Annotated in this window: 16 protein-coding genes and 1 tRNA gene; 3 read left to right on the top strand and 14 right to left on the bottom strand. The window is 70.8% G+C overall.

Translation table 11 applies throughout. From position 1 onward, the window contains the following. Window positions 1-61 precede the first annotated feature (61 nt). From ACZ4WZ_RS07920 to ACZ4WZ_RS07905, 4 genes are all read right to left on the bottom strand, one after another. A tRNA-His gene (locus tag ACZ4WZ_RS07920) sits at window positions 62-134 on the bottom strand. 94 nt (window positions 135-228) lie between these two features. Further along, entirely contained in the window at window positions 229-831 is a 603-nt protein-coding gene (orn, locus tag ACZ4WZ_RS07915) for an oligoribonuclease (protein ID WP_467886517.1), read from the bottom strand. 78 nt (window positions 832-909) lie between these two features. Continuing rightward, window positions 910-2085 (bottom strand): helix-turn-helix domain-containing protein, encoded by a 1176-nt coding sequence (locus ACZ4WZ_RS07910; RefSeq protein ID WP_467886515.1) that lies wholly within the window; start codon window positions 2083-2085, stop codon window positions 910-912. A gap of 376 nt (window positions 2086-2461) precedes the next feature. Next, window positions 2462-2848: a hypothetical protein gene (locus tag ACZ4WZ_RS07905; protein ID WP_467886512.1), complete on the bottom strand. Its 387-nt coding sequence runs from the start codon at window positions 2846-2848 to the stop codon at window positions 2462-2464. A 416-nt stretch (window positions 2849-3264) separates the two neighbouring features. Between ACZ4WZ_RS07905 and ACZ4WZ_RS07900 the strand changes: the two genes are divergently transcribed. Then, complete coding sequence (locus tag ACZ4WZ_RS07900) at window positions 3265-3798, top strand: universal stress protein (protein ID WP_467886509.1); 534 nt, start codon at window positions 3265-3267, stop codon at window positions 3796-3798. 99 nt (window positions 3799-3897) lie between these two features. Beyond that, window positions 3898-4464, top strand: coding sequence for an acetate uptake transporter (locus tag ACZ4WZ_RS07895; protein ID WP_467886506.1), 567 nt, complete (start codon window positions 3898-3900; stop codon window positions 4462-4464). A gap of 116 nt (window positions 4465-4580) precedes the next feature. Here the strand turns inward: ACZ4WZ_RS07895 and glmS are convergent, their stop codons facing one another. From glmS to ACZ4WZ_RS07880, 3 genes are all read right to left on the bottom strand, one after another. Further along, the gene (glmS, locus tag ACZ4WZ_RS07890) at window positions 4581-6398 is read right to left on the bottom strand and encodes a glutamine--fructose-6-phosphate transaminase (isomerizing) (protein WP_467886503.1); all 1818 of its coding nucleotides are present in this window, start codon (window positions 6396-6398) and stop codon (window positions 4581-4583) included. Between the two features lie 71 nt (window positions 6399-6469). After that, window positions 6470-6745, bottom strand: a complete 276-nt coding sequence (locus ACZ4WZ_RS07885; protein WP_388938730.1) for a hypothetical protein — start codon at window positions 6743-6745, stop codon at window positions 6470-6472. A 106-nt stretch (window positions 6746-6851) separates the two neighbouring features. After that, window positions 6852-7736 (bottom strand): DUF4429 domain-containing protein, encoded by an 885-nt coding sequence (locus ACZ4WZ_RS07880; protein ID WP_467886500.1) that lies wholly within the window; start codon window positions 7734-7736, stop codon window positions 6852-6854. Between the two features lie 63 nt (window positions 7737-7799). Between ACZ4WZ_RS07880 and ACZ4WZ_RS07875 the strand changes: the two genes are divergently transcribed. Continuing rightward, complete coding sequence (locus tag ACZ4WZ_RS07875) at window positions 7800-9389, top strand: beta-N-acetylhexosaminidase (RefSeq protein ID WP_467886497.1); 1590 nt, start codon at window positions 7800-7802, stop codon at window positions 9387-9389. Between the two features lie 82 nt (window positions 9390-9471). Here ACZ4WZ_RS07875 and ACZ4WZ_RS07870 read toward each other — a convergent pair whose 3' ends face one another. From ACZ4WZ_RS07870 to ACZ4WZ_RS07840, 7 genes are all read right to left on the bottom strand, one after another. Next, on the bottom strand, window positions 9472-11253 hold the full coding sequence (locus tag ACZ4WZ_RS07870; RefSeq protein WP_467886494.1) for an IucA/IucC family protein: 1782 nt from the start codon (window positions 11251-11253) through the stop codon (window positions 9472-9474). Beyond that, a complete protein-coding gene (locus tag ACZ4WZ_RS07865; protein ID WP_467886491.1) occupies window positions 11250-11828 on the bottom strand; it encodes a GNAT family N-acetyltransferase in 579 nt (192 codons plus the stop codon). Before ACZ4WZ_RS07865 ends, ACZ4WZ_RS07870 begins: the two co-directional genes overlap by 4 nt. Next, complete coding sequence (locus tag ACZ4WZ_RS07860; protein WP_467886488.1) at window positions 11825-13126, bottom strand: lysine N(6)-hydroxylase/L-ornithine N(5)-oxygenase family protein; 1302 nt, start codon at window positions 13124-13126, stop codon at window positions 11825-11827. The genes ACZ4WZ_RS07865 and ACZ4WZ_RS07860 overlap by 4 nt, the downstream gene beginning before the upstream one ends. Then, the gene (locus ACZ4WZ_RS07855) at window positions 13110-14600 is read right to left on the bottom strand and encodes a pyridoxal phosphate-dependent decarboxylase family protein (RefSeq protein WP_467886485.1); all 1491 of its coding nucleotides are present in this window, start codon (window positions 14598-14600) and stop codon (window positions 13110-13112) included. The genes ACZ4WZ_RS07860 and ACZ4WZ_RS07855 overlap by 17 nt, the downstream gene beginning before the upstream one ends. A 155-nt stretch (window positions 14601-14755) precedes the next feature. Further along, window positions 14756-15664, bottom strand: coding sequence for a siderophore-interacting protein (locus ACZ4WZ_RS07850; RefSeq protein WP_467886483.1), 909 nt, complete (start codon window positions 15662-15664; stop codon window positions 14756-14758). A 137-nt stretch (window positions 15665-15801) separates the two neighbouring features. Beyond that, window positions 15802-16848: an ABC transporter substrate-binding protein gene (locus ACZ4WZ_RS07845; protein WP_467886480.1), complete on the bottom strand. Its 1047-nt coding sequence runs from the start codon at window positions 16846-16848 to the stop codon at window positions 15802-15804. A 150-nt stretch (window positions 16849-16998) separates the two neighbouring features. Beyond that, a complete protein-coding gene (locus ACZ4WZ_RS07840; protein WP_467886476.1) occupies window positions 16999-18159 on the bottom strand; it encodes an acyl-CoA dehydrogenase family protein in 1161 nt (386 codons plus the stop codon). Window positions 18160-18165: the final 6 nt, after the last annotated feature.

The following is an 18165-nucleotide window of genomic DNA, read 5'->3' as shown; positions in this document are numbered from 1 at the left end:
CCGCTGTCTGGGGAACGCAGAAGGCCCCGGTCCGCTCTCGCGAACCGGGGCCTTCCCGCAGGGTGAGTGACGGGACTTGAACCCGCGGCCACCTGGACCACAACCAGGTGCTCTACCAGCTGAGCTACACCCACCATGTCCGGTCGCAGAACGACCGGCCGAAGAAAAGGGTACAGGGTCCGGGAGGGTGCTCGCTCCACCTTTCCCCCGCGCCCCCCTCCGGGAGGACTACGCGTCCGTCACCACGTGCTTGGCGGCGATGGCCCGGGCGGTGTCCGAGTCGGGTCCGGGCTGCGGCACGAAGACCGCTTCCCGGTAGTAGCGGAGCTCGGCGATGGACTCCTTGATGTCCGCGAGCGCCCGGTGGTTGCCGTTCTTCGGCGGACTGTTGAAGTACGCCCGCGGGTACCAGCGGCGCGCCAGCTCCTTGACCGAGGACACGTCCACGATCCGGTAGTGCAGGTGGCCCTCCAGCGCGGGCATGTCGCGCGAGAGGAACCCGCGGTCGGTGCCGACGGAGTTCCCGCACAGCGGGGCCTTGCGCGGCTCCTTCACGTGCTCCCGTACGTACGCCAGGACCTGCGCCTCGGCGTCGGCCAGGGTCGTGCCGGCGGCCAGCTCGTCGAGCAGCCCGGAAGCGGTGTGCATCTCGCGCACCACGTCCGGCATGGTCTCCAGGGCCGCGTCCGGCGGGCGGATCACGATGTCCACGCCTTCGCCGAGCACGTTGAGCTCCGAGTCGGTGACCAGCGCGGCCACCTCGATAAGTGCGTCGTCCGTCAACGAGAGCCCGGTCATCTCGCAGTCGATCCACACCATGCGATCGTTCATGCGCCCCACCTTATGCCGAAGGTCCCCCGCACCGGTGATCGGCCGGTGCGGGGGACCTCTTCGCTCGTGCGGGGACGGCTACGCGTGCTCGCGCAGCACCCGGCTCGGGGCGTACAGCTCGGTCACGCTCGGGCCGGAGGCGGCCAGGGCCGCCGCGGCCCGCTGGGGCTGCGGAGTGCGCTGGTGCGGCAGCGGTGAGCCCTGCATCTCCGACACCGGGGACACCTCGGCCTGCGGCCGGCGTGCGCGGTAGGCGGAGCGGTAGGCGGCCGGGGAGGACCCCAGCTGCCGCCGGAAGTGGCCGCGCAGGGCGACCGGCGAGCGGAAGCCGCAGCGTCCGGCGACCTCGTCGACCGAGTAGTCGGAGGTCTCCAGCAGCCGCTGCGCCTGGAGCACCCGCTGCGTGATCAGCCACTGGAGCGGAGCGCTGCCGGTGAGCGAGCGGAACCGCCGGTCGAAGGTGCGCCTGCTCATGTAGGCGCGGGCGGCCAGCGTCTCCACGTCGAACTGCTCGTGGAGGTGTTCCAGTGCCCAGGCGACGACCTCGGCGAGCGGGTCGGCGCCGATCTCCTCGGGCAGGGACCGGTCGAGGTAGCGCTCCTGCCCGCCGGTGCGGCGCGGCGGGACGACGAGCCGGCGGGCCAGTGCCCCGGCCGCCTCGCTGCCGTGGTCCGTGCGCACGATGTGCAGGCACAGGTCGATTCCGGCCGCGGTGCCCGCGGACGTCAGCACGTCGCCGTCGTCGACGAACAGCTCGCGCGGGTCGACGTGGACGGACGGGTAGCGCTTGGCGAGCGTCGGCGCGTACATCCAGTGCGTCGTCGCGGGCCGGCCGTCCAGCAGCCCGGCGGCGGCGAGCACGAAGGCTCCCGTGCACAGGCCGACGATCCGGGCCCCCTCCTCGTGCGCCAGGCGCAGCGCGTCGAGCGCTTCCGGCGGCGGGGGCGAGGTGATGGAGCGCCAGGCCGGAACGACGACCGTGCCCGCCCGGGCGATCGCCTCCAGCCCGTACGGCGCGGTCAGTTCGAGTCCGCCGGTGGTCCGCAGGGGACCGTCCTCCCCGGCGCACACGAGCAGTCGGTAGCGTGGAACTCCCGCGTCCTGTCGGTCGATCCCGAACACGGACAGCGGAATGGAACTCTCGAAGATCGGTCCGCCGCTGAACAGCAGCACCGCGACGATCTCCCTGCGGCGACGCCCCGCGAGCTTCCGGCCCGCGTCGGCGACGACGGCGGCGGTGGAATCCTGGCTCATGGCGCTAAGCCCCCCTTGGGTGTCGCGACTCCTTGGTCTGGTCGCACCTGCACGTTTCCCCTCGGCCTTGCACGTGGATCCCCCGCCGTAAATACATGATCGAATCTACTGCGTCCCGTGGTGTCGGCGTGACAAGTTCAGCACGCAGCGCTATGTCGACTTGGCAACTTGGCGAAAAGCATTCGATCAGGAAGCGTTCCACTCCGCTACCCGGCCCGATAGCCCGCGATCCGGCCGTGGCCAGTACTCACGGGGTCGAATCGTCCCCTCTCGCCCGTAGTCGCTGGTGGTGGTGGGGTCGGGGGAACATTCCGGCAAGGGAAGCATGGGGTCCGGAAGTTGGCCGAAAACAACCGGGTGTGTACGTGCGAACCGGTCAGTCGTGAGGGGACAGGCCACCGGAGCCGTGGCAGCCGCGGTGCGAACCCGCCCCGGTACGGGAGTGCCGGCCCCGGTGGCCGGACGGAAGCGGATCCTCCGACCGCACGCGCGCGGCGGCCCGTTCCGTCTTCTCCGAGTACCGCAGCAGCACCCGGCAGGCGGCGGTGACGGCGGCCAGCCCCAGGGTCGCCACGGCGGCCCCGCCGTACGAGGTCCCGTAGACCACCAGGACCACGGGCACGAGCAGGCAGCTGAAGGCGGCCCAGCGCACCACGTCACCCGCCGGGTCGTCATGGGCGCGTCCGGCGGACCGCACGGACGGGTGAAGCGGGGCGCGCGCGGGCGACGCCGCGGAGCGGGCGGACCGGGCGGACCGCGTCATCGGAGCGGGCTGGACGGGCGGGACGGGGTGAACCGGATGACCGGGCACGGCGTACTCCCTGCGGGCTCTTCCTGGACGGTCGGACTCCTGTCCAACGCCCCGGCCGGGCCTCGGTCACTGCGCGCACGGGTGGCGCGAAGGTCTCTCGTCACTGGCTGTAGGGGACAGCTGCCATTGCCAAGGCGCTCTCGCTCCGGCATGCTCCCTGGGACGCTCTCCAAGGGCGGCATGCCCTGTGCAGGACAGGAGTGTCGCCGTACCCTGGGGGGTGAGGGCTTGGGAAGATGCTTCCAGGACAGACCCCGGTCACGCTGCGTCGTCAAAAACGTTCGTGATCCAGGCCCCCGTCGTCAGAAAGTCCGAGTCGCCGAAACCGCCCCTGTCGCTTCCCCCGAGGACTCTTCGCCGAGACACCCATGGCCGGTCACGAATTCTCCGAACCCGCGGACCGCAAGCGCAAACCCTTCGCCGACGATTCCGTATCGAGCGACCTGCGCGCGGTGGAACAGACACGTCACCCCTGCGACCCGGCCTTCCGGCACGGCGTGGTGGTGGGCTTCGACGGCTCCACGTCCAGTGAGCGGGCCCTGGCCTACGCGATCGGCATGGCCCGGCGTTCCGGTTCCGGTCTGATCATCGTCCATGTGGCGAACCGGCTGCCCACCACGGTGTGGGCCGGCTGCGAGCCGCCGGTCTTCGTGGACGTGCCCGACCACCGCACCGAGGTGCTCGGTCTGGAGCTGGCCTGCGCGGACTACCTGTCCGAGGTGCCGTGGATCCTCGTCGAGCGCGGGGGTGACATCTGCCACGAGCTGGAGGAGGTCGGCCGGGAGTACTCGGCGGACGCCATCGTGGTCGGTTCCACTCACGGGATCGTCGGGCGGATCTTCGGCTCGGTCGCGGGGCGGCTGGCGAAGCGGGCGCAGCGACCCGTTGTTGTCATTCCGTGACCCTCTGTACGTCGCTCGTGCGGTTGTGAGCCCCCATGTAAAGGGTAGATAAACGCTGCTGGGACGCAGCAGACAACTGCAGATCGAAGGGAGCCCGCCGTGGACAATGGTGTCTCTGCGGGAAGAACGGCCTCGACCTCCACCCTGGGGAACATCTCCCTGGGTCTCACCCTTCTCGCATTCGGTATCGGCCACACGGGGATCCTCTCCGGTGTGACCGCCGCCCACTCCGTGTCGCTCGCGATGTACGTCGGCGGCGCGGCCCTCTTCCTCCTCGGCCTCCTCGAGTACCGCGGCGGCAACGGCTTCAACGGCACGGCCTTCGCGGGCCTCGGCATCTTCTGGTTCACCTGGGCCAAGGGCGCGGGAGCCACGGTCTCCGACGAGGCGGCCGGAACGTTTCTGGTCCTCTTCGCGATGCTCGCGCTGACCCTCACGCTCGCCGCGTCGAGCGGGCTGTTCGGCCAGGGCGTCTACGCCCTGCTGACCCTCTCCCTCCTGCTGCTGGCCGTCGCCGCCTTCGCGGACAGCGCCGGTCTGGCCGAGGCGGGCGGCTGGGTCGCGGCCGTGTCCGGGCTGCTGGCCTGGTACGGGGCCACCGCGGCGCTGGCCAACTGGCCGATGGCGATGGGCAGGACCTCGGGGCGCGCGGTCGCCGCGGGCTGACGGGCCGGTACCTCGGGAGAACGGACAGGGGTGCCACCGGAGTTCCGGTGGCACCCCTGTCGCGTCGGCCGGGGAGGTCGCCCCTCCCCGAGGCCGCCGCGCGTGCGCGGTGGTGACTACTCGACGGTGACGGACTTCGCCAGGTTGCGCGGCTTGTCGATGTCCCGGCCCAGGGACAGGGCGGTGTGGTACGCCAGCAGCTGGAGCGGGATGCCCATCAGGATCGGGTCCAGCTCGTCCTCGTTCTTGGGCACGAGGATGGTGTGGTCGGCCTTCTCCTGCTCCCGGTGGGCGACGGCCAGGATGCGGCCGCTGCGGGCCTTGATCTCCTCCAGCGCCGCGCGGTTCTTCTCCAGCAGGTCGTCGTCCGGGACGATCGCGACCGTCGGCATCGCCGGCTCGATGAGGGCGAGCGGGCCGTGCTTCAGCTCGGAGGCCGGGTAGGCCTCGGCGTGGATGTAGGAGATCTCCTTCAGCTTCAGGGAGGCCTCCAGGGCCACCGGGTAGCCGCGGACCCGGCCGATGAACATCATCGACTTGGCGTCGGCGTACTCGGCCGCGAGGCGCTTGATGTCCTCCTCGCCCTTCAGGATCTCCTCGATCTGCGCGGGCAGCCGGCGCAGGCCGTCGATGATCCGCTTGCCGTCGGTGACCGACAGGTCCCGGATCCGGCCCAGGTGCACGGCGAGCAGCGCGAAGGCCACCACCGTGTTGGTGAAGCACTTGGTGGAGACGACGCAGACCTCGGGGCCGGCGTGCACGTACACGCCGCCGTCGGCCTCGCGGGCGATCGCGGAGCCGACCACGTTGACCACGCCGAGGACGCGGGCGCCCTTGCGCTTGAGCTCCTGGACGGCCGCGAGGACGTCGTACGTCTCACCGGACTGGGAGACGGCGATGTAGAGGGTGTCGGGGTCCACCACCGGGTTGCGGTAGCGGAACTCGGAGGCCGGCTCGGCGTCCGCGGGGATGCGGGCCAGGCTCTCGATGAGGCCGGCGCCGATCAGGCCCGCGTGGTACGAGGTGCCGCAGCCCAGGATCTTGACCCGGCGGATGCCGCGCGCCTCGCGCGGGTCCAGGTTCAGGCCGCCCAGGTGGACGGTGTTGAACCGGTCGTCGATCCGGCCGCGCAGCACGCGGTCGACCGCGTCGGGCTGCTCGGAGATCTCCTTGTGCATGTAGGTGTCGTGGCCGCCCATGTCGTAGGAGGCGGCCTCCCACTCCACGGTCTCCGGGGTGGCGGTGGTCGTCGTACCGCTGGTGGTGTAGGTGCGGAAGTCGTCGGCCTTGAGGGTGGCCATCTCGCCGTCGTTGAGGGTCACGACCTGGCGGGTGTGCGCGATCAGGGCGGCCACGTCGGAGGCGACGAGCATCTCCTTCTCGCCGATGCCGAGGATGACCGGGGAGCCGTTGCGGGCGACGACGATGCGGTCGGCGAAGTCGGCGTGCATCACGGCGATGCCGTAGGTGCCCTCGATGACCTTGAGCGCCTCGCGGACCTTCTCCTCCAGGCTGTCGGCCTGGGAGCGGGCGATCAGGTGGGTGATCACCTCGGTGTCGGTCTCCGACGCGAAGACGACGCCCTCGGCCTCGAGCTTGGCGCGCAGCTCGGCGGCGTTGTCGACGATGCCGTTGTGGACGACGGCGACCTTGTTCTCGGGGTCGAGGTGCGGGTGCGAGTTGAGGTCGCTCGGGGCGCCGTGGGTGGCCCAGCGGGTGTGGGCGATGCCGGTGGTGCCGGCGAAGCGCTTGGGGACGCGGGCCTCCAGGTCGCGGACGCGGCCCTTGGCCTTGACCATCTTCAGGGCGGCGGCCTTCGGGCTGTTGACGACGATGCCCGCCGAGTCGTACCCGCGGTACTCCAGCCGTGCCAGGCCCTCGAGCAGCAGCGGTGCGACGTCACGCTTGCCGATGTAACCGACGATTCCACACATACGGTCTTGCCCCTCCTGAAGTTCGGTGTCCTGCTCGTCCGCGCGCGGCCGTACGGGCCGCCCCGGCCCTGTCAGCCGTAGACGATGCGGCGCAGCTGCCGGAGCGAGAGCTCCGGTGGCGCCACGGCGCGGTGCGGCAGCTCGGCCGCGATCCGCTCGAAGATCTCCGCGTTGACCGCCCCGCCCGACTGCAGCTCGCGGTGGCGGCGGCGGACGAACTCCTCGGTCGTCTCGTTGAAGTACGCGAGCACGTCGAGCACCACCCGGGCGGCCTCGCCGCGCCGCAGCGCGGTGCTGCGCACCAGGTGGTCGACGAGGTCGTCATGTGACGGGCGGCGGTCGAGCACCAGTAGATATTGACTGTCCGGCGGGTGAAACGCAAAGATCCTGCCCGACATCGGGCAGGATCTCGCTGGTCTGGACCAGGGAAGAGGAGATTCCGGTACGGCGTGGTCAGAAACGACCCAAAATCGCCGCCTTCGCCGCCGAGAACTCATCGGCGGTGAGGACGCCCGACCGGTGCAGCTCGCCCACCTCGCGCAGCCGTCGCAGCAGGGTGTCGTGGTCCGCGGCCTCGCCCGCCAGCGCCGGGGCCGACTCCGCGAGCGGCAGCGGCCCCGCCGCCTCGGGCGCGGGAGCCGCCGGATGGGGCATCCGCACGGCCACGGCCGCGGCGACCAGCGCCATCAGCGGGTCCTTCTTGAAGCCGAAGAGCTCCACAGCGCAGCGGTCGTACTTGGGCGCGGAGGCCGGAGGGGCGCCGTCCAGGGTGAACCGCAGCCAGCCGTGGTCCAGGCCCTTCGAGGGGTACCAGTCCACCGCCCGCACGTCCGCGACCCGGAACTCGCACGGACCCCCGGAACGCTTGGCCTCCTCCGCCGTCCAGTTCCACTCCAGGACCACCCGGTCGCCGTCGAAGGAGGCCGTGGCGTCACCCGCGCCGAACGAGACCGGCACCGCGGGCCCCGGCAGCAGGTACGCGTCGCAGGGGCCGGGATCCACCTGGTCCAGCAGCAGGGCGTTGCGCACCTCGTCCACGAAGTACTCCGCCACCCCCGACCGGTCCGACTCCACGGCCAGCCGGTACGGGTCGGAGGCCTCCGGCAGCCGCCCGCCCGTCACCTGCACCAGCGGGTCCGCCCCGTCGCGTGGCCTGAGCCGCAGCCGACCCGCCTTGCGCCCCGGCTCGTAACTGATCCCCGCGATCGCGCGCAGCGGCACGACCACCTCGCCCAAGTGCTGCCGGAGCAGCCCCACCCCCTTGTCGCGGCCCGGCACGATGCGCACCGCGTCCCCGTCGAAGGTCCACGTACCGTCCTTCTGGATGATTTCCGCCATCCGGTGATTCTCCCACCGGTATGTGGGCCCCGAATGGGGGCCGTCTGGCCTATACCTGGGCACATGAGAGTCCTGCGACGCGCGCTCGGCACCCTCCTCGTCCTCGGCGCCCTCGGCGGCGCCGTCTCCCGCACCGAGGCCCGCGGTGACGAGGCCAGACCCGGCTCCGGGCGTCCCGCCGCCCTCACCCCCTACGAACGGCTCCTGCCGGCGCCGGCCTCCGCCCGGGCCGCGGGCGCCGGGTACGGCTTCGGCGCGGGCACGGTGATCCGTACCGGGCCGGGCTCGCCGCAGGAGGTGCGGCGGGTCGGCGAGCTCCTGGCGGAGCAGCTGCGCGGGCCGAGCGGGCTGCCGCTGCCGGTGGTCGACGGGGAGGAGGGGGACGGGATCCGGCTGCGGCTGGACGACCGGGCCCGGGAGCTGGGGGCCGAGGGCTACCGGCTGCGGACCACCCCCTCCGGGGTCACCCTGACCGCGCACGCCCCGGCGGGCCTCTTCAACGCCGGGCAGACGCTGCGGCAGCTGCTGCCGGTGCGGGGCACGGGCGAGGTCCCGGGCGGCGAGATCACCGACGTCCCGCGCTTCGCGTACCGGGGGGCGATGGTGGACATCGCCCGTCACCACTTCCCGGTGGAGCAGGTCAAGCGGTACGTCGACCAGCTCGCCCAGTACAAGATCAACACCCTGCACCTGCACCTCACCGACGACCAGGGCTGGCGGATCGCCATCGACTCCTGGCCGCGCCTGGCCACCTACGGCGGAGCGAGCGAGGTCGGCGGCGGACCCGGCGGCCACTGGAGCAAGGCCGAGTACCGCGACCTGGTCGCCTACGCGGCGGAGCGCTACGTCGACGTGGTCCCCGAGATCGACATGCCCGGCCACGTCAACGCCGCCCTGGCCTCCTACGCGGAGCTGAACTGCGACGGCAAGGCCCCCGAGCGCTACACCGGGACCAAGGTCGGCTTCAGCTCGCTGTGCGTGGGCAAGGAGCGCACGTACGAGTTCATCGACGACGTCCTCGGCGAGCTGGCCGCCCTCACCCCCGGCCGCTACCTCCACATCGGCGGCGACGAGGCCCACTCCACCCCGGCGGCGGACTACGCGGCCTTCATGGACCGCGCCCAGGCGGTGGTGGCCAAGCACGGCAAGACGGTGGTGGCCTGGCACCAGCTCGCGAACGCCCGCCCCGCGCGGGGGGCGGTCCTCCAGTACTGGGGCCACGACCGGACGGCGGCAGCCGAGAAATCCGCGGTCGCGGCGGCGGCCGGGGCGGGCCATCCCCTGATCCTCTCCCCGGCGGACCGCGCCTACCTGGACATGAAGTACGACAAGGCGACGAAGCCGGGCCTGGCCTGGGCCGGCTACGTCCCGGTGCGGCGCTCCTACTCCTGGAACCCGGGCGCCTACCTCCCGGACGTCCCCGAATCCGCCGTCCTGGGCGTGGAGGCCCCCCTCTGGACGGAGACCGTCGCGACGCGCGCCGACTGGGAACTGATGGCCTTCCCCCGCCTCCTGGGCATCGCGGAACTCGGCTGGTCCCCGGCGGCGTCACTCCGCTGGGACACCTACCGCCCCCGCCTCGCCGCCCAGGGCCCCCGCCTGGACGCCCAGGGCACCGCGTACTACCGGTCGCCGGAGGTGCCGTGGGAGTAGGCGCCATGGGCGCGGACCGCGGCAGGCGGGTGGCGGGCGGGCTTCCGAGGGACCGTATCGGGAGCCCGCCCGCTCCGGGCCGTCAGCGCCGGGCGAAGGGCGCGACGGGGTTCTTGAGGGTGCCGATCAGCTGGAGGGCCGCCGACGGGTCCGCGAGGTCGACCATCTGCTTGTTGTCGCGCAGCTGGAGGCGGTTCAGGCAGGACAGCTGGAACTCCGGGGTGAAGAGGTCGTACTGCGCGAAGCGGTCCGCCAGGGCGGGGGCCGAGGCCTGGTAGTCGTGGGCGCAGTCCGCCACCGCCTTCCAGAACACCTCCTCCGTGCAGATGCCTTCCTCGGCCAGGATCGCGTTCAGGAAGCGGAAGAAGCAGTCGAAGACGTCCGTGAAGACCGACAGGAGCTTCATGTCCTCCGGGACGTCGGCCTTGATCCGTTCCACCGCCGGGGGGAGGACCGCGTCCGGGTCCATGACCACGATCTCCTCGGCGATGTCCTTGAAGATCGCCCGCTGCACCACCCCGTCCTTGATCACCAGGATCGTGTTCTCGCCGTGCGGCATGTACGCGAGGTCGTACTGGTAGAAGCAGTGCAGGAGCGGGAGCAGGTACGCGCGGAGGTACGGCTTCAGCCATTCCGCCGGGGTGAGGCCCGATTCGGCGATCAGGGCGCCGACGAAGGACCGGCCCTCCGCGTCGACGTGGAGGAGCGAGGCCATGGTGGCCAGGCGTTCGCCCTCGCGGAGGGAGTTCACCGGGGACTCGCGCCACAGGGCGGCCAGCATCTTGCGGTACGGAGAGTAGCGGTCCGTCGCGCGCTCGTACTGGCGGTGGTGGTAGCCGATCGCCGCGCGCTCGCGGATGATCGAGAAGTCGACGGACCGGAGGACCTCGTCCGACTCGATCAGCTGGTGGAGCCAGTCGTTGATGGCCGGGGTGGCCTCCATGTAGGCGGCGGAGAGGCCGCGCATGAAGCCCATGTTGAGGACCGAGATGGCCGTCTTGACGTAGTGCTTGGTGGGGGTGGTGGTGTTGAAGAAGGTACGGATCGACTGCTGCGGGAGGTAGGCGTCCTCGCCCTCGCCCAGCAGGACCAGGCGGCGGTTGGCGATCTCCGCCGCGAAGGTGACCGTGGTCTTGTTCCACCACTGCCAGGGGTGGACGGGGAGGAAGTGGTAGTCCTCCGGGTCGAGGTCCAGGGCGGTGAGCCTGGCCCTGAAGCCGGCCATCGCGGCTTCGCCCAGTTCCTCGCGCATGAACGTGTCGTGGTCCAGGCCCGCGCCCGCCGTGAAGGTGGAGACGTCCTTGTGGGCCGCCGCCCACACCAGGTGGACCGGGCTCGCCGTCTCCGGCGCGTACGCGAGGTACTCGTGCACGCCGAAGCCCAGGCGGCCGTTGTTGGCGACGAAGCAGGGGTGGCCCTCGGTCATGCCCGTCTCGATGTCCTGGAAGCCGGACTTCGCGAGGGTGACGGAGGACGGCTGCGGCTTCGTGTACTTGAAGCCCGTGCCCGCCAGGGTGGAGGAGATCTCCTCCAGGTAGACGGGGAGGACCTCCGCGCTCAGGCCCAGGGTCCGCTGGAACTCGATGTGGAAGTCCAGGGCGTCCAGTTCCAGGGTCCCGCCGTCGTGGTGGCGGGTGATGGACCGCTCGTCCACCGACCAGTGGTCCAGGGCGAGCCGGGCCGAGCGGAAGCGGTACTCGACGGCTCCGTCGTCGCTGCGGACCGAGTAGACGTCCCCGCCCAGCGGCTCAGGGGTCAGCAGGCGTTCGTGGGAGAACTCCGCGAGGGCCTTGCGGACCAGGGCGCGGTTGGCGCGGGCCCACAGCTCGGGGGAGAGGTGGGAGACGGCGTCGGTGAGGCTCACATCGACTCCCGCTGGGTGGCTTCGAACTGCTCGCGGGTGCAGAAGCTGAGCAGGGCGGTCTTCTCGGGCTTCCGGACCTCGCGCTCGGGGACGAAGCCGACGGCCTCGTTCAGGGCGTGGACCGCCTCGTTGCGGACGTCCGGTTCGACGACGACGCGCCGGGTGGCGGGGTCCGCGAAGAGGGCGGCCATCACCGTCGTGATCACCGCGCGGGTGAAGCCGCTGATCGGGTTCCCGGTGGGAGCGACGAGGAAGTGCATGCCGACGTCGCCGGGCTGGGCCTCGTACAGGCCGACGAGCTCCAGGCGCGAAGGGTCGTAGCTCTCCATCAGGAAGGCGGGGCGGCCCTCGTGGAGGCCGATGAAGGCGTGGTGGTGCTCGTGCGCGGTGATGCGGACGTACTCGCGCTCGACCTCGGTGAGGGTGGCGTCCTGCATCATCCAGAACGCGGCCTTCGGGTGCGTGACCCAGGCGTGCAGGAGCTCCGCGTCCGAGAAGGGGTCCAGGGGGCGGAGGGAGAAGGTCCCGAGGGCCGCGTCGGTGCGGGCGAAGAGGAGTTCCGGGGTGGTGCTCATGCGTGGATGCCTTCCGGGGCCGCGAACTGCTGGAACGCGATGGACTTCTCGACCTTGTAGTACTCGCGGCCGAGCAGCTCACCGACGATGTACGCGTTGCGGTACGCGGCCATGCCCAGGTCGGGCGAGGTGAGGGAGTGGTTGTGGGTCGTGCCGTTCTGCAGGTACACCCCGCGCCCGGTCACGTCGATGCTGTAGTTGCGGGCGGCGTCGAGGCGGCCGTGGCCGTCGAAGTTCAGCCGGCCGCGGACGGGGGCCAGGAAGTCCGGGATCCGGTACTTGTAGCCCGTGGCGAGGACCAGGCCCTCCGTGGTGAGGGAGAAGTCCCGCTCCTGCTCCTCCTGGCGCAGGCCCAGGGTGTACGTGCCGGTGGTGGTGTCGTACGCCGTGCTGTTCAGGGAGGTGTTGGTGCGCAGCGTCGTGGGGACCGCGCCCGGCATGGTGATCTTCTTCTGGTAGAGCAGGTCGAAGATGGCGTTGACGAGGTCGCCGTCGATGCCCTTGAAGAGGTTCTTCTGCTGGGTCTCCAGCCGGTAGCGGGTGTCCTCGGGGAGCGCGTGGAAGTAGTCCACGTACTCCGGCGAGGTCATCTCCAGCGTGAGCTTGGTGTACTCCAGGGGGAAGAAGCGCGGCGAGCGGGTGATCCAGTCGAGCCGGTAGCCGTGGACGTCGATCTCGGCGAGCAGGTCGTAGTAGATCTCGGCCGCGCTCTGGCCCGAGCCGATCAGGGTGATCGACTTCTTCCGCTGGAGCCGCTCCTTGTGCTGCATGTACGTGGAGTTGTGCAGGAAGTCCCCGCCGAGGTCCTCGCAGGCCGCCGGGACGTGCGGCGGGGTGCCGGTGCCGAGGACCAGGCGGCGGGCGCGGTGGGTCTCGCCGCGGTCGGTGTGGACCTCGTACAGGCCGGCGGTCTCGTCGTAGGTGACCTCGGTGACGGAGGTGGAGTACAGGACGTTGTCGAGCCGGTCGGCGGCCCAGCGGCAGTAGTCGTTGTACTCGGCGCGCAGCGGGTAGAAGTTCTCCCGGATGTAGAAGGAGTACAGCCGGTCCTTGTCCTTCAGGTAGTTCAGGAAGGAGAAGGGCGAGGTCGGGTCGGCGAGGGTGACCAGGTCCGACATGAACGGGGTCTGCAGGTGAGCGCCGTCCAGGAACATTCCGGCGTGCCACTCGAAGTGCGGCTTCGACTCGATGAACAGACCGTCGAGCCCGTCGATCGGCGCGGTCAGGCAGGCGAGTCCCAGGTTGAAGGGACCCAGGCCGATGCCGATGAAGTCGTGGGGCTCAGTGGTGGACGGCAAGGGATTCTCCCAGGAACTGCTCGGCGTGTGCGGCGAGGAGGTCGAGGACGGCCGCGATGTCGGCCGTCGTGGTCTGCGGGTTGAGGAGGGTGAACTTCAGGTACTGCTTCCCGTCCACCTTGGTGCCGGCGACGACGGCCTCGCCGGAGGCGAACAGGGCTTTGCGGGCGTGCAGCTGTGCCTCGTCGACGAGGTCGGGGCGCAGCTCGCCCGCGGGGAGGTAGCGGAAGACCAGGGTGGAGATCTGCGGTTCGACGACGACCTCGAAGCGCGGGTCGGCGGCGATGACCTCGTAGCCGGCGGCGGCCAGGTCGACGACCTGGTCGAAGAGGGAGCCGATGCCGTCGGCGCCCATGACGCGCAGGGTCATCCAGAGCTTGAGGGCGTCGAAGCGGCGCGTGGTCTGGATCGACTTGTCGACCTGGTTGGGGATCCGCTCCTCGGCCATCCGGCGCGGGTTGAGGTAGTCCGCGTGGTACGTGGCGTGCCGCAGGGTGTGGCGGTCGCGGACCAGCATCGCGCTGGAGCTCACGGGCTGGAAGAACGACTTGTGGTAGTCGACGGTGACCGAGTCGGCCTTCTCGATGCCGTCGAGGAGGTGCCGGCGGGTCGGGGAGACCAGCAGGCCGCATCCGTAGGCGGCGTCCACGTGCATCCACGCGGAGTGCTCCGCGACCAGGCGGGCGATCTCGGGGAGCGGGTCGATGGACCCGAAGTCGGTGGTGCCGGCGGTGGCGACGACGGCCATGGGGAAGAGGCCCTCGCCGGCGCAGCTCTCCAGCTCCAGGGCCAGTACCGCGGTGTCCATGCGGCGGTTGCGGTCGACGGGCACGCAGATGACGGCCTCGTAGCCGAGGCCCAGCATGGCGGCGGACTTCTGGACGCTGAAGTGGCTGGCCTCGGAGGTGAAGATGCGCAGCTTCGGCAGCACTTCGGCCTTGGTGATCCCGGCCCCCGCCTCGTGGGCGCGCTGCATGACGGTCCGGCAGGCCTCGTCGCGGGCGAGGAGCAGGGCGTGGAAGTTCGACTGGCTGCCGCCGGAGGTGAAGACGCCGTCCGCGCCCTCGCCGAAGCCGATGCGCCGGGCGGTCCAGTCGATGAGGCGGCGCTCGATCAGCGTGCCGCCGATGGACTGGTCCCAGGTGTCGAGGGAGGAGTTGACGGCCGACAGGACCGCTTCGCCGACCACCGCGGGGATGACCACCGGGCAGTTGAGGTGGCCCAGGTAGCGCGGGTGGTGGAAGTAGACGGCGTCGCGGAGGTAGACGTCCTCCAGCTCGGCGAGGGCGGCGGCGGTGTCGGCCAGCGGCGCGTCGAGGTCGATCCCGTTGATGACCGGAGCGAGTTCGTCGACGGATATGCCGGTGTGGGGCCGCCGCGTGGTGGAGAGTCTGGCCGCGACGCGGTCGACGCCCTCGGTGACGGAGCGCCGGTAGAGGTCCGCGGTCGTCTCGTTCAGCAGATGCGTGCGCATCAACTTTCCTCCGGGCATGGGGAAGCGGGGGGCGGGGGAGGGGTGGGGTGCGTGAGTTAGGTTAGCCTAACCTAAGTTGTAGTACAAATGGAGGAGGGCCCCGGCTTCCGCCGGGCCCCTCCTCCATGAAATGCCCTGCTCCGCGCAGGAGTCGGCTACAGCTCGGACGCCGGGTCCTCGCTCGGGGCCCTGCCCGCGTACGCCTCGGCGAGCAGCTGTTCCTCGCTTGCCCCGAGCCGCCAGTACCCGGTGAAACGCACCGCGCGCCGGTCGACGGAACGTTCTCCCACCAGGTGGCGGCGTACGGCGCGCACCGTGCCCGCCTCACCGGCGAGCCAGGCGTACGGGGCCTCGGCGGCGGGCGGTTCCGCCGCCCGGACCGCGTCCACCACGCGGGCCGTCCGCTCGGGGCCGGAGGCGCCCTTCTCGCGCACGATCCAGGTGATGTCCGCGTCGGCGAGGGTGTGCGGCGCGAGCCGGTCGTCCGGGTGCGGGACCTCGAACCAGGCCTTGACCCTGGTTCCGGCGGGGAGCCGGTCCAGGATGGCGGAGGCGGCGGGCAGGGCGGTCTCGTCCGCGTACATCAGGTACGCGTCCGTCGCCGCCGGCGGCTGGAAGCGGACGGACTTGTTCTGCGCGACCGCCGGCCCGATCGCCATGATCCGGCGGCCCGTGACGGCACTGCCCGCCCAGCGGGAAGCCGGGGAGGCGTCCCCGTGGAGGACGAAGTCGATGTCGACCTCCGTCGCGCCGTCGTCCGTACGCCGCTGCTCGCGCACCGTGTACGAGCGCATCACCGGGCGCTCCGCCTCCGGCATCCCGCGCCAGGCCCCGAACCAGGTGTCCTCGTCGGTGGAGGGCAGCTCGGTGTGCTCGGCGTGCGGGGGCGGCAGGAAGAGCGAGAGGCTCTGGTCGTAGCCGCCGGACCTGAAGTCCGCCAGGGACTCCCCGCCGAAGGTCACGCGCAGGAACGAGTGGCCGAGGCGGCGCGTGCGCAGGACTTCCATCGTGAAGAAGCGGAAGTGCGCCGCGGCCTGTCCGGCCTCGGATGCGGTGGCGGTCATGCGCGAGTCCCCCTGGGATTCGAAGTCGGTGCCGGCGGCGGGTGTGGTGCCGGGCGGTCAGTGCCGGACGCCGGGCCCCCGGCGGTGGCCGGGAGCCCGGCGTCAGGACCGGCGGAAGGGGTGTGGAGCCGAGGAGGTCAGGAGACCTTCTTGGCGCTCTGGATGGCCTTGGCGAGGTCCTCGAGGATCTGCGCGCACTTCTCGTACGAGTAGATCGGCTCGGTCACGCGCGGGGCGATCTGGCCGGCCTTGACGGCGGGCAGCTCGCTCCAGGTCGGCTTGGCCTTCAGGGCCTCGGCCTGGAGGGCCTGGGTACGGTTGTCGAGCAGGACGAGGTCGGCCTTGTACTTGCCGGCGTTCTCCCAGCTGAGGCTCTCGTAGAAGCCCTGCGGGTCCAGCTTGTCCTGCTCGGGGGCGACGAACTCGACGCCCAGGGACTCGAAGTACTTGAGGTCGGCCGAGGTCTTCGGCGTGGAGACGTAGAAGAGCTGGTCGGCGGCGGAGCCGACGAGCACCTTGACGCCCGGGTTGGCCTTGACGGCCTCGCGGACCTTGGCCGAGGCGGCCTCGAAGCGGGCCTTGGCGTCGGCGGCCTTCTTGGAGTTCAGGTCGGCGCCGAGGGACTTGGCGAGCTCCGCCGTGCGCTCCAGGGCCTTGTCCATGGTGGCCTTGTCGCCCACGCCGATCGCGGCGGCCGGCGCCAGCTTCAGGATCTTGTCCTTGGAGGCCTCGGGGACGTACCAGTACGAGCCGTCCCAGGTGTTGGTGGCGAGCAGCTCGGGCTTGAGGGAGGCGTACTTCTCGACGTTGAACTCGTCGTAGACGTTTCCGATGATCTCGACCTTGGAGATGTCCATCGAGCCGGCCATCGGGTCGGGCTTGCCGTCCGCGAGCTTGGTCGGACCGAAGACGCCCTTGACCTGCACGCCGTAGTCGTACAGCGCGGCGGCGGTGCCGGTGTAGGCCACGATGTTCTTCGGCGTGGACTTCGCGGTGGCGTCCTTGCCCAGGTCGTCCTTGAAGGTCCAGGGGCCCGAGGCGGCGGCCGTGCCGCCCTTGCCGCCGTCAGCGTCCTTCGCCTTGTCGCTGCCACCGCACGCGGTGAGCGCGGCGACGAGTCCGAGGGCGCCGCCGGCCGCGATGAGGCCGCGGCGGGAGAGGAACGTGGGGCTGGGCTTGGGCATGGCGAAGTCCGCTTTCGTACGTGCAGGGGGCGGCCGGGGAACCCGAGGCCGTTCGGAGGGAAGGTTAGCCTAACCTTGGCTAGAAACGGTAAGGGGACCCTAATTTCTTGGGGTCCCCTCGTCGTTCCCCGCACGCCGCGGGGTCACCGGTCAGCCGGCGAAGCCCAGCTCACGGGCGATCAGCATGCGCTGGACCTCGCTCGTGCCCTCGCCGATCTCCAGGATCTTGGAGTCCCGCCACATACGGGCCACCGGGTACTCGTTCATGAAGCCGTAGCCGCCGTGGATCTGCGTGGCGTCCCGGGCGTTGTCGACGGCGACCGTCGAGGAGTACAGCTTCGCGATCGCCGCCTCCTTCTTGAAAGGCTCCCCGTGGACCAGCCGGGAGGCCGCGTCGCGCCAGCCGATGCGGGCCATGTGGGCGCGCGTCTCCATGTCGGCCAGCTTGAACTGGATGGCCTGGTTGTCGCCGATCGCCCTGCCGAAGGCCTGCCGCTCCTTGGCGTACTTCACCGACTCGTCCACACAGCCCTGCGCCAGACCCGTGGCCAGGGCCGCGATGGCGATACGGCCCTCGTCGAGGATCCGCAGGAACTGGGCGTAGCCGCGTCCCTCCTGGCCCACCAGGTTGGCCAGCGGCACCCGTACGCCGTCGAAGGACAGCTCACGGGTGTCGGAGGAGTTCCAGCCGACCTTGGAGTAGGGCGCGGCCACCGTGAAGCCCGGGGTGCCGGACGGGACGATGATCGAGGAGATCTCCGGGCTGCCGTCCTCCTTGCGGCCGGTGACGGCGGTGACCGTGACCAGACCGGTGATGTCCGTACCGGAGTTGGTGATGAAGCACTTCGAGCCGTTGATCACCCACTCGTCGCCGTCGCGCACGGCGGTGGTGCGGGTGCCGCCCGCGTCACTGCCCGCGCCGGGCTCGGTCAGGCCGAAGGCGCCGAGCATCTCGCCCGAGCACAGCTTCGGCAGCCACTGCCGCCTCTGCTCCTCCGAGCCGAACAGGTACAGGGGCATGGCGCCCAGGGAGACCCCCGCCTCCAGGGTGATCGCGACCGAGGAGTCGACGCGGGCCAGCTCCTCCAGGGCGATGCCGAGGGCGAGGTAGTCGCCGCCCATGCCGCCGTACTCCTCCGGGAAGGGCAGGCCGAACAGGCCCATGCGGCCCATCTCGCGGACGATCTCGTACGGGAACTCGTGGCGCTCGTACAGGTCGCCGATCTTCGGCGCGACCACGTCGTGCGCGAACGCCTCGACGGTGCGGCGGAGTTCCTCGTGCTCGGGGGTGAGCCGGTGGTCGAGGGACATGGTGTG

This window comes from Streptomyces sp. NPDC029122 (genome assembly GCF_055569445.1).
Note: the sequence above shows the minus strand (reverse complement) of the source record. Positions and strands in the feature narration are given on the sequence as shown.